Origin of the sequence: Alkalimarinus coralli (assembly GCF_023650515.1) — a bacterium.
Taxonomy (GTDB): Bacteria; Pseudomonadota; Gammaproteobacteria; order Pseudomonadales; family Oleiphilaceae; genus Alkalimarinus; species Alkalimarinus coralli.
Window position 1 is genome coordinate 2,859,407 of the sequence record NZ_CP096016.1, and the last position, 10,874, is coordinate 2,870,280.

11 protein-coding genes and 1 tRNA gene are annotated in these 10,874 nt (G+C 46.0%); 4 read left to right on the top strand and 8 right to left on the bottom strand.

The window, feature by feature from the left end:
- Positions 1-94 precede the first annotated feature (94 nt).
- The 6 genes from rplI to rnr all read right to left on the bottom strand — a co-directional run bounded on the left by rplI (position 95) and on the right by rnr (position 5,772).
- The gene (gene rplI / locus MY523_RS12820; protein ID WP_250655090.1) at positions 95-541 is read right to left on the bottom strand and encodes a 50S ribosomal protein L9; all 447 of its coding nucleotides are present in this window, start codon (positions 539-541) and stop codon (positions 95-97) included.
- 41 nt (positions 542-582) lie between these two features.
- Positions 583-1,425, bottom strand: coding sequence for a hypothetical protein (locus MY523_RS12825; protein ID WP_250655091.1), 843 nt, complete (start codon positions 1,423-1,425; stop codon positions 583-585).
- A 48-nt stretch (positions 1,426-1,473) separates the two neighbouring features.
- Positions 1,474-1,704 (bottom strand): 30S ribosomal protein S18, encoded by a 231-nt coding sequence (rpsR, locus tag MY523_RS12830; RefSeq protein ID WP_250655092.1) that lies wholly within the window; start codon positions 1,702-1,704, stop codon positions 1,474-1,476.
- A 60-nt stretch (positions 1,705-1,764) separates the two neighbouring features.
- Positions 1,765-2,205 (bottom strand): 30S ribosomal protein S6, encoded by a 441-nt coding sequence (gene rpsF, locus MY523_RS12835; protein WP_250655093.1) that lies wholly within the window; start codon positions 2,203-2,205, stop codon positions 1,765-1,767.
- A gap of 181 nt (positions 2,206-2,386) precedes the next feature.
- The gene (rlmB, locus tag MY523_RS12840) at positions 2,387-3,133 is read right to left on the bottom strand and encodes a 23S rRNA (guanosine(2251)-2'-O)-methyltransferase RlmB (protein ID WP_370300998.1); all 747 of its coding nucleotides are present in this window, start codon (positions 3,131-3,133) and stop codon (positions 2,387-2,389) included.
- A gap of 152 nt (positions 3,134-3,285) precedes the next feature.
- Positions 3,286-5,772 carry a ribonuclease R gene (gene rnr / locus MY523_RS12845; protein ID WP_250655094.1) on the bottom strand — a complete coding sequence of 829 codons (2,487 nt, stop codon included), beginning with the start codon at positions 5,770-5,772 and terminating at the stop codon, positions 3,286-3,288.
- A 241-nt stretch (positions 5,773-6,013) separates the two neighbouring features.
- On the opposite strand from rnr, the gene MY523_RS12850 reads away from it, so the two are divergent.
- The 4 genes from MY523_RS12850 (at position 6,014) to MY523_RS12865 (ending at position 8,210) form a co-directional block, all read left to right on the top strand.
- A tRNA-Leu gene (locus MY523_RS12850) sits at positions 6,014-6,100 on the top strand.
- A gap of 129 nt (positions 6,101-6,229) precedes the next feature.
- Complete coding sequence (locus tag MY523_RS12855) at positions 6,230-7,357, top strand: saccharopine dehydrogenase family protein (RefSeq protein ID WP_250655095.1); 1,128 nt, start codon at positions 6,230-6,232, stop codon at positions 7,355-7,357.
- A complete protein-coding gene (locus MY523_RS12860) occupies positions 7,350-7,823 on the top strand; it encodes a DUF2269 family protein (protein ID WP_250655096.1) in 474 nt (157 codons plus the stop codon). Before MY523_RS12855 ends, MY523_RS12860 begins: the two co-directional genes overlap by 8 nt.
- A gap of 3 nt (positions 7,824-7,826) precedes the next feature.
- Positions 7,827-8,210, top strand: coding sequence for a DoxX-like family protein (locus tag MY523_RS12865; RefSeq protein ID WP_250655097.1), 384 nt, complete (start codon positions 7,827-7,829; stop codon positions 8,208-8,210).
- A gap of 30 nt (positions 8,211-8,240) precedes the next feature.
- Here MY523_RS12865 and creD read toward each other — a convergent pair whose 3' ends face one another.
- Both creD and MY523_RS12875 read right to left on the bottom strand, forming a co-directional pair.
- Positions 8,241-9,593 carry a cell envelope integrity protein CreD gene (gene creD / locus MY523_RS12870; RefSeq protein WP_250655098.1) on the bottom strand — a complete coding sequence of 451 codons (1,353 nt, stop codon included), beginning with the start codon at positions 9,591-9,593 and terminating at the stop codon, positions 8,241-8,243.
- A 116-nt stretch (positions 9,594-9,709) separates the two neighbouring features.
- On the bottom strand, positions 9,710-10,750 hold the full coding sequence (locus MY523_RS12875; RefSeq protein WP_250655099.1) for an endonuclease/exonuclease/phosphatase family protein: 1,041 nt from the start codon (positions 10,748-10,750) through the stop codon (positions 9,710-9,712).
- Positions 10,751-10,874 lie beyond the last annotated feature (124 nt).

Consider the following 10,874-nt stretch of genomic DNA (forward strand, 5'->3'; position numbering starts at 1 on the left):
GGCCGTATTCGCAATTCATCAACCTGTTCCCGGATAACCTTAAAGATATAAGTTATCTCTATGGCAAGCCCGGGAACGTTGTAGCTAGTAAGTATTACTCAGCAACAACTGTCAAGCTAACGACTGCATCCACATCGCTGTGAAGGTGAACAGTAATTTCATACTCACCCACTGCACGAAGTGGTCCTTCTGGAAGGCGAACTTCGCTCTTGTTCACTTCAACTCCAGCCGCTGTGATTGCATCTGCAATATCACGAACGCCAATTGAACCGAACAACTTACCTTCATCACCCGCTTTAGAAACGATAGTGACTTCTTTTGAATTTACTTGTTCTGCACGTGCTTGTGCAGCAGCTAGCTTCTCTGCTGCTGCTTTTTCAAGTTCAGCACGACGAACATCAAACTCTGCAACATTTGCTGCAGTCGCAGGAACTGCCTTACCGTAAGGGATAAGGTAGTTACGACCGTAACCTGATTTTACGCCAACCTTGTCACCAAGGCCGCCGAGTTTACCGACTTTCTCGAGCAGGATAACTTCCATCTCGCAAACCTCTTTAAACCGTCTGTGATAGCCAACTAGTTCTACTGGTCGATTTCGCTGTTGTTAATTCGACCTCTAAAGTCAAACCAACTGTCCAGTATCGCCATAAAAATAATCAGCAAAAACAAGCTAGGCCCTAATAATAATGCGCTCATATAAAACACAAATAACCAGTGCCCGCCCAAATTCCGTTTAGCCACACTACCATGAACCAATGCAATGCCAGCCAGTGTCAGCGGTACCAAAATAATCAGCACCAACAGAACAATATTTAAACTTATCGCCGGACCAAAAAGCGTTAAACCAACAGCACTCAGTGAAAACACTGGTGATAGCTTAAAGCCATGAAACTCCTGACGAAAACCTCCCGGGTTGTAGAGCGAAGACTGCCAGCTTCTCGCCAACATCACTGCCCCTAATGCTATTGCCAGATATGTCGTCGCCAAACTACCGACCATTAGAGAAGTGAACGCGGGTTCTAACTCCCCACTGAGCTGTTTAACCATCTCAGGGTCGATCTGCCTATAAACGTCTTTGGCCATATCGATTAATTGCTGTACGACTTCCGGCAGCATAACAGGCAATAAAAGCCCCGTTGTAAATGCAACCAGCACACCTGCAATTAACATCTTTTCCCAGGAAACAGTCTGCCTTAGAGCGACAGCCATAACCCAAGAAAGAATTAACACTAACACTATTCCCGGATCGCCGAGCTTAATCCACCATGCTATTGCAGGTAATGAAGCCCAAACCAAAATATTTGTTCCTTGTCCCACTCCTTTACGCAAAGTAACCAGAGTTAGAACAGCCGCACTTAACCAAAACATCAATGGCAGCGCTGCGGCAATCACCGCCACGATTACGGCCTGTTTCGGGCCGCGCATCAAATATTCCGCTAATGCACGCATACAGGGTAATCGCTACTTTTTAACTTACTCGTGGTGGTTATCTGTAAAAGGTAACAGAGCCACGTAACGTGCACGCTTGATAGCTGTTGCCAACTGACGCTGATAACGAGCTTTAGTACCAGTAATACGGCTAGGAACGATTTTACCGGTTTCAGATACGTAACCTTTTAAAGTTTCGATATCTTTGTAATCTATTTCTTTAACCCCTTCAGCAGTGAAGCGGCAAAACTTACGACGACGAAAAAAACGAGCCATTGTAATTTCTCCAAATTAAGAATTTTAACTAATATTTAACCAATCAATGCAAAAGGAAGATTACTCTTCGCCTTCTGCCTGGCCTTCAGTATCAGTAGCATCGGCAGCTTCAGGAGCAGTCTGTTCAGCAGCTTCAGGAGCAGGACGACGATCTTCACGATCATATCGACGCTCTTCGCGACCTTCAGATGCTTTAATTAGAGAAACTTCAGTGATCGCTTCTTTACGACGGATGATCATGTCACGAATGATCGCATCGTTGAAACGGAAGTTGTGGGATAACTCATCCAACGCTTCACTTGTGCATTCGATGTTCATAAGAACATAGTGCGCCTTGTGAATTTTGTTAATAGGATAAGCCATGTGGCGACGGCCCCAATCTTCCAAGCGATGAACTTCACCACCAGCATCAGCGATGATGCCTGTGTAACGCTCAACCATTGCTGGAACTTGCTCGCTTTGATCCGGGTGCACCAGAATTACGATTTCGTAATGACGCATTGTATCTCCCTACGGGTTATAAGCCTCCCATAAGCGGTAAATCACTTTGAGAAGCAAGGAGTTGAATTGATGTGTTTTAAGAACCGCGCATTTTAGTGTTTAAGCAGGGGGGTTGCAAGCAGAATTTGAACAAAAAACAGACGATACAGGTAAGGTCTCACTCACCTGTAGCATGTTGGTACTATTTTAAGCTATTCCTTTGTCTCACCGCCTCAAACAGGCATACCCCGGTTGCCACTGAAACATTTAAACTACTCACCGATCCGGCCATGGGAATTTTCACCAAATCATCACAATGCTCTTTGGTCAAACGGCGAAGCCCTTTCCCTTCTGCCCCCATAATCAGGGCAACCGCACCGTTAAAGTCGTTTTCATAAATCGTTTTATCGGTCTCTCCGGCAGCCCCCACTAACCAAACACCATACTGTTTTAACCACCGCAACGTGCGTGCAAGGTTAGTGACTTTTATATACGGCACATTCTCAGCGGCACCGCAGGCGACTTTCCGGGCAACACCGTTTAGCGGTGCAGACTTATCTTTAGGTGCAATAACAGCCTGCACACCCGCCGCATCCGCAGAACGCAAGCAAGCCCCCAGATTATGAGGGTCAGTCACACCATCCAACACTAACAAAAACGGTTTTTCATTGAGGGATTGCAGCAACGCTTCCAAATCCCCCTCTTCCAGCTCAGCTGCTGTGTCGCACTCAGCAACAACGCCTTGATGGCTACCATTTACTATTTTGTCGAGCTGGTGGCGATCAACACTTGCTATGCTCACACCACGTTTTCTAGCACTGACAAGCAGGCTTTCAAGCCTTTTATCTTTTCGCCCTTTTAAAATCAGCAAGCGTTTGATTTTCTCGGGCTCTTTTTCAAGCAGCGCATTCACTGCATGCAGACCAAAAACATTTTGAAGCTCAGACATTATTAAGGAACCTCTTATTAATGTCATTCCCGCGAAGGCGGGAATCTATAACATACCGAAGACATTGGATCCCCGCCTTCGCGAGGATGACGGAAAGTGAGTAGGTCAGGGTTTCCTTTATCATTGCCATTTTACAATTATATTAATGTTCACTACTTCTGAACCTTTCTCTTACGGGGCTGTGCGCTCCCTGCCTTTGCGGTTCGTGGCGTCGATTTTTTAGCTGAAGCGCTCTTTTTGCCTTTCTTCTTTGTTATTTTTTTCTTTTTACCCTTCCCCTTCTCTGGCATTTTATCCAGCAAGGCCTTCCGTTTACTCTTTGGGCCAGACTTGGCTTTTCCTTTTTCAGCGGTTGGCCCGCGTCTACCCGCAGGTGCGCCCGCCCTACTTTTTCCATTTCTGCGACGGGGCTGACCCAGAATCTCAAAGTCAATCTTTCGATCATCAAGGTCTATCCTGACGACCTGAACACTAACGGTATCGCCCAGGCGATAACTGGCACCAGTGCGCTCTCCTACCAGTCGATGCTTCGCCTGATCGAAGTGATAGTAATCACTCTTTAACGAAGAAACATGCACCAACCCGTCGATATACAGGTCTTTGAGTTCAACAAAAAAGCCAAACGATGTCACGCCTGAGATAATACCTTCAAACGTTTCACCCAAGTGCTGCTGCAAGAACTCACATTTGAGCCAGCTCACCACATCACGAGTCGCTTCGTCTGCTCGTCGCTCTGTCATTGAGCAATGCTCGCCCAACTGCAACATCTGCGGCAAGTCATAGTGATATGGGTTTTCACTTGGCTTAATCACGTCAGTTCGTAGCACCTGAGGGCAAGGCACTTCGCTATGAATCAGCGATTTAATGGCACGGTGTACCGTAAGGTCAGGATAACGCCTGATAGGCGACGTGAAATGAGCATAGTGAGGGTAACCCAGTCCAAAGTGGCCTTCCTCTTCGGGGCTGTAAACAGCCTGGCTCAAAGAGCGCAGCATTACCGTTTGGATCACACTAAAATCCGGGCGCTCTTTTATCTGCCCAAGTAGTGTCTGATAATCTGAAGGTTTTGGCTTATCTCGATCACCTTGTAACTGCAAGCCAAGCTCGCCTAAAAACTCTCTCAAATTTTCAAGTTTTTCAGCGCCGGGGCCTTCATGCACACGGTATAGCGTGTGCATTTTGTTCTTCTTAAGAAAACGAGCCGTCGCAACGTTAGCTGACAACATACACTCTTCAATAATCTTGTGTGCTTCATTACGCTGTGTTGGCACAATTTGCTCAATCTTACGTCCTTCACCAAATAGTATTCGGGTTTCGACTGTTTCAAAATCAATCGCACCACGCGCATCCCGCGCCCACCTCAAGGCATGGTAAAGGTCAAAAAGGTGATGCAAATGAGGCAGGATATTCGAATAACGTTCGCATAACTGCTGACCTTCTTCGCTCTCAGGGTGCTCCAGCATCGAACTCACCTTGGTGTAGGTCAGTCGCGCATGAGAGTGCATAACGCCTTCGTAAAATTTGTAGCCGCTTAACGCACCATTGGCACTAATGGTCATTTCACAAACCATACAGAGCCGATCTACTTCCGGGTTTAATGAGCACAGGCCGTTTGACAAGACTTCAGGGAGCATTGGAACAACATGGTCAGGGAAATATACCGAGTTCCCTCTGTTATACGCTTCCTGGTCAAGAGGTTGCCCCCTCTTAACGTAGTGAGCCACATCGGCTATCGCCACGTACAGTCGCCAGCCACCCGATTTTTTAGGTTCACAATAGACCGCATCATCGAAGTCTCGAGCATCTTCGCCATCAATCGTCACCAGAGGAAGATGACGAATATCGATTCGGTGTTGCTTATCGGCTTCTGCCACTTCGCCTGAAAAAGCCTTTACCGCCTGAGTAACTTCAGCAGGCCAAACAAAGGGAATACTATGGGAACGAATGGCAACATCAATCTCCATTCCCGGTGCCATGTGATCGCCCATGACCTCAACCACTTTACCGACGGCACTGGTGCGCACAGTCGGATGCTGAGTAATTTCTACCACAACATACTGGCCATGCTTGGCGTCCATACAGGCATCAAGCGGAATCATGACATCGTTCGCTATTTTGGTATTCTCCGGGGTCACAAACGCAATGCCACTTTCAAGGCAAAGACGTCCGACCACCTGCGCTGTATTTCGCTCCAGCACCTCAACAATAATAGCCATTCGCCGTCCGCGCTGATCAACATCATCAACACGTACCAGCACTTGGTCACCATGAACCACTGAGCGCATTTGTCTGGCCGTTAGGAACAGATCATCTGTGCCGTCTTCGGGTATGACAAAGCCAAAGCCATCTTTATGCCCCTGCACCCGGCCTTTAATTAAACTAATGCTGCTAGTCGGCACATACTGCCCACGCCGGTTACATATAAGTTGCCCATCACGGCTCATGGCGATCAGGCGTCGCCTAATCGCCTCGATAGAATCTTCATCTTTCAAATTTAGCGCCTTGCACAACTCTGGGTGAGTCGCCGGTGCTTTTGTTTTTTCCAAATGCGCTAGAATAAACTCTCGGCTAGGCACTGGATTATCGTACTTCTCCGCCTCTCTCTGGGCATAAGGATCACGTACTTTTTTCTTTGACATTCAATTTCCTGCAGCTCTGCTGCGTTGTTATAAACTCTGGTTTCAAAAATATCTGGGGGTTCATTTAGCAATTGCACTCATTATAGCGGCAAAGCCCCACACAAGCTCAACTATTGATAACGATCCCCCAAAAATTCGTTGACAAAAAAATAGGGGCTGGTTAAAGTTCGCCTCACATTTGGGGCTACCAACCCCCACAGATCAATACACATCTATTGTTACGATCATATGTATACCCTCTGCCGAGGTGGTGAAATTGGTAGACACGCTAGCTTCAGGTGCTAGTGCTCTTCGGGGCGTGCCGGTTCAAGTCCGGCTCTCGGCACCATTTGATTCTTTTATTCTGTCAAACCTCTCTATCTTATCTCTCACAACACCAAACCCAGCACAATATCATTTACAATCATTCGCTATGATAAAGCTTACGACTTGATAAACCAGTCTCAAAGGCCCTCAATTGAAAGCAAAAACAGTATTGATACTCGGTGGCTACGGAAACTTTGGCAAGCGTATCGCCGAAAATCTGAAGGATGTCGCAGATGCCAAGCTACTTATAGCAGGCAGAAGCTTAGACAAGGCGACTCAGCTTGCAGAGCAGTTGCAGCAAGAGTCAAGAGCAACCATAAAACCCATTGCGTTAGACATCAACAAAGAAGACTTTGAAGAGCGACTAAAAGCGATAGCCCCTCACATAGTTATCCATACTGGCGGCCCGTTCCAGGGGCAAGACTACCGAGTTCCTCAATCGTGCATCAATATCGGCGCACACTATATTGATCTGGCTGATGACCGCCGATTTGTATGTGATATCAAGACACTTGACGCCAGTGCTAAACGCAAAGGTGTGTTATTGGTAAGTGGTGCCAGCTCAGTGCCAGGGTTATCCTCCACCGTTGTTGAGCACTATCAACACCTCTTCTCTAGTATCAATTCAATTGATATTGCCATTGCGCCAGGAAACAAAGCTGAACGAGGCGAGGCAACCGTTAAAGCTATTCTTTCTTATACTGGCCGTCCTTTTAAAGTTTTTTCTAAAGGCCGTTGGGGAAATGTCTATGGTTGGATGAACCCAAGAAAAGTTGATTTTGGCGACAATGTGGGCCAGCGCTGGCTTGCCAATGTCGATGTACCTGAATTGGAACTTTTTCCAGAGCGTTATTCGGTTAAGGATTTTGTTCGCTTTCAAGCCGGGCTTGAGCTGTGGAGTTTGCATCTGCCGATGGTCGCAATGGCGTATTTAGCCAAAATAAAGCTCGTTAAAAGCTGGGCTCCTCTTTCAAAGCTTATCGTTAGAATGAGCGAACTGTTTCTTCCTTTCGGAACAGATAAAGGGGCAATGCATATTCATATCAAAGGGGTTGATAGTGCAGGAAAAGCAAAGCACGTAATATGGTCTCTTTACGCCCATGACGGCGTTGGTCCATATATCCCCACGATGTCAGCGACTATTATCGCTAGGAAGCTGCTTAAAGAACAACCGAGCCTGATGGGGGCAACACCCTGCTTAGGCCTATACGAACTAGACGAGTTCGCCAGCGTAGCAAAAGAAAAAGAGATATATTTCAAGGAGCAAATAATTGGATAGTTACCTGCTATTAAAACTACTGCATATCTTGGGAGCCGTGATCGTTACCGGAACAGGAGCAGGTATCGCCTTCTTTATGTTTATGGCCAACAGGTCAAACAATGCTCAAGCAATACATATTACCGCCAAGCATGTGATCTTAGGCGACTGGTTGTTTACTGCGCCAGCTGTAATCACTCAGCTTATTACGGGGGCTTTGCTTATGAGAGAACTAAATTACTCTATTCACTCAGAGTGGTTCTACTCCGTAGCGGCTCTATTTGTTTTTATTGGGTTATGTTGGTTGCCCGTCTTACGGATTCAATATCGATTACATGCGCTGGCAACAGACTCTATAGATGAAAACGAAGTAACACCCGAGTTCAAACGTCTAATGCGCATTTGGACGCTGCTTGGAATTCCGGCATTTACAGCGATTATCGTCATATTCTGGCTTATGGTATTTAAGCCCTTTCCAGTTATTTAAGCTATGCAGAAAGCACAAACGCCATTACACAAAATAGCCATTTACTCTCTGTCTTTCTTATGGATTTTCACAGGCCTTACTTCCATCTTTTTTGATAAAGCGTTCGGTTACCAAACTCTCGCTAACTCAGGAATCACCGGAGAGCTGGCTGACTTGCTTATATACGCTGGAGGTAGCTTAGATATTCTTATAGGGGCATGGCTTCTTACTTCAAAATGGACTCGTGCCTGCTGTATCGCACAAATATGTGTTATTTCAATTTATACGATACTACTATCAATATTAGACCCTTCTTTTTGGCTACATCCATTTGGGCCATTGACCAAAAACTTACCAATAGTAGTATTAATACTGATGATCTACAGCAGTTCGGCCACTAAAAACTAATCCACCAACCCCATCACTTCCTACTACCACCTACTTCCTCCCTAATGTAACCCCCTCTATCGCTTCTAGGTTGTACCAGTCAATTTTTCGAGTGACGGTCATCAATACTGTCAGCACAAGGAACACCAATATAGACCCCATCAGCAAGGCGAAGTCTTCGGCCTGAACAATCACGTAGAGAAGACCATAGAGCACAACAATCATCAGCGAGAACAACAGCGCAGATTTAAAACTCTTGAGCATCACTTTTGCGTAGAAGAGTATTAGCCCTGAACAGCAGGTAACAGCGATGCCATAAGCCCAGTGAAAGGCGATGTGCTCAGCCAGAGAAATTAGCAGCAGGTAAAACACTGCGATGGCTAACCCGACAAAAGCATATTGAATAGGATGAATACGAATCTTTTTGATGTGCTCAAAAATAAAGAATGTAATAAAGCTCAAACCGATAAACAGCATGGCATATTTCACCGAACGTTCTGATTGCAGGTACACATCAACCGGCTCAATAAAGTTGACTCCCGAACCGGAAGCCTGCAATTCGTGGCAGTTCAATGACTCGATACAACGCGTTAGCAAATCAGCAGCGTTGCTGGAATATTGGGACGTCAGCCAACGAGCGGTAAAGCCTGATGAAGAAATGTTTCTATCGACCGGTAGTGCAGTTCCGGTAAATTCCGGGTGTGGCCAGTCTGATTTCATCTCGGTTCGGGAGTCATCTGCTAACTGGATAAACGATAGCCCGCCCATTCCTCTAAGCGATAGCTCAAGTGAGAGGTTAATATCCTGCACATTGTCAATGAGTGACTCCAGCTCACCATGGAGCCCTCCGACCAAAGCGCTGAGTTTAGTGCCAGGCGTCAGTAATGTTTGTTCATCGTCAATCGTGAGCGAAGGTGCGCCGCTGATCCCGCGCACATCAGAAACATGGATGGATAGATAAGGAACGCCGAAGCCTTCAAATCGAGGGGTATTTTTGATTCGGTTTAGAAATTTATTGATTTTTTCAGCAGAAAACAGTCCTTTAAGACGAATATCACTGTTATATACAGGTACTTCATAGATCCCTTTGAACACGCTTTTATTGGCGACATCTACCTTGTTTTCCATACGGTCAGGCAACAGTAGCGCCTGTTTCTCGGACGCCTTTATTGATTCTTCGGTATAAAAGCCAGACTTGGAACCGGAAGCCAACTGATAAGGCACAACCAATATAGGGGTGACCAATGACTGGGCACCGGTCCAACTGCGCGCAACAGCGGCCCGAGCTTCTTCCAGATATCCCTGCCGTTCGTAGATTTTTATCTGCACCATGGTTGTCGGAATTAACACCAACAGACCGATGACAAAAATGATGGCTATTTTTATCGCCAACTGTTTTTGCATATTTCGCCTCTATTTAATTAAGTGATGACCACAAAATTAGCAGCGAATATTGGCAATATATGAGGTGAATTGTGATGAATTATGACAACAGGAAGACTCAGACTTTAAACAAGAAGTTAATATCTAATTTCAACCTCTACCGTCACTGGTGCATGATCTGAGCACTCAGCATCTGTTTCATGATGAGGGTTGATAAGGTGAGCATCGTTGACACGGTAATCGGAAACACAAGCAAGGCTGCGGTCATAATCAGCCTTAAAGTCTTTTGACAGTAATATATAATCGAGCACACTGCCACGATTTGCAAAATAGTGCGTTGCTTTCCGCTGAGCCGGTTTTATTCTGTCCTGCAACTCGAACGCATCAAATAACGAAAAACGCTGAATGGCTCGCTGGTCTCCAATAGCCATACCCGAGACATACTTGCCATCCAACCGGTCTATATTCTGCCCGCCCACCAGTGACTGCAAAACGGGTGACTCCATGGTGTCGTTCAGGTCGCCCAACACCATAACCGGTCTTTCCCGAAGCCTCATTTGTGCAATAATATCCTGATAGATGAGCGTTGCTTCTGTGCCTCTTTGAATGGTGGACGCCCAGCTCCCGTGAACCTGCGCCGAAACACTTTCGCTGATGCTGCTGAAGGCATCTTCATCCCCGGTTAACTGAGGCTCCAACCGGGAACGTTTGGACTTTAAGTGCGCAACATACACCAACACACTGCCAAAACCCTCAATCTGAATTTCAGCCCTGATAGGCGGGCGGCTGAATTTAAAGTCCGGTTGCAGTTTCAATGCATCAATAATCGAAGAATCAACATCAACAGCATTAGCTGAAATAACCGGAAAACGCGAGGCTAACGCGACAACAGGCTTATCGTATACGTGATGGCTCTCTATTCCAGGCTCAGACACGGTAACAAAATGCGGCAAATCATGTTGACGGGTGAGCTTCTCTAAAGCTTGAGGGCTAAAAACCTCTTGAAAGCCAATAATATCAGGCGCCAGGCTCGATAACTGCTCACCAATCCATCGCTCCTTTTTCTCCCATTTGGGTTGAGTGTATATGTTTTCAGACTCGTAAAAAGCATTAGGAGGGAGGAGGTAATTAAACAGGTTAAACGTGCAAACCTTAAAATGGGTGGTGTAAGCGTTCAAAAATAGCCCAATATCTGATAGTTATTTCGATTTATCGATTTGAACAAAATCATTCAATAAAGTCCATTTTGTCAGAACTTCATGCCACTATAATAGACGTGAAGATAATGCTTTTAACGTTGGT

Coding starts and splice junctions, on each gene's coding strand:
- creD (WP_250655098.1), bottom strand. CDS start 9,593: ATGCAAAAACAGTTGGCGATAAAAATAGCCATCATTTTTGTCATCGGT.
- rpsR (WP_250655092.1), bottom strand. CDS start 1,704: ATGGCTCGTTTTTTTCGTCGTCGTAAGTTTTGCCGCTTCACTGCTGAA.
- rlmB (WP_370300998.1), bottom strand. CDS start 3,133: ATGTCTGAGCTTCAAAATGTTTTTGGTCTGCATGCAGTGAATGCGCTG.
- MY523_RS12865 (WP_250655097.1), top strand. CDS start 7,827: ATGCAGAAAGCACAAACGCCATTACACAAAATAGCCATTTACTCTCTG.
- rpsF (WP_250655093.1), bottom strand. CDS start 2,205: ATGCGTCATTACGAAATCGTAATTCTGGTGCACCCGGATCAAAGCGAG.
- rplI (WP_250655090.1), bottom strand. CDS start 541: ATGGAAGTTATCCTGCTCGAGAAAGTCGGTAAACTCGGCGGCCTTGGT.
- rnr (WP_250655094.1), bottom strand. CDS start 5,772: ATGTCAAAGAAAAAAGTACGTGATCCTTATGCCCAGAGAGAGGCGGAG.
- MY523_RS12825 (WP_250655091.1), bottom strand. CDS start 1,425: ATGCGCGGCCCGAAACAGGCCGTAATCGTGGCGGTGATTGCCGCAGCG.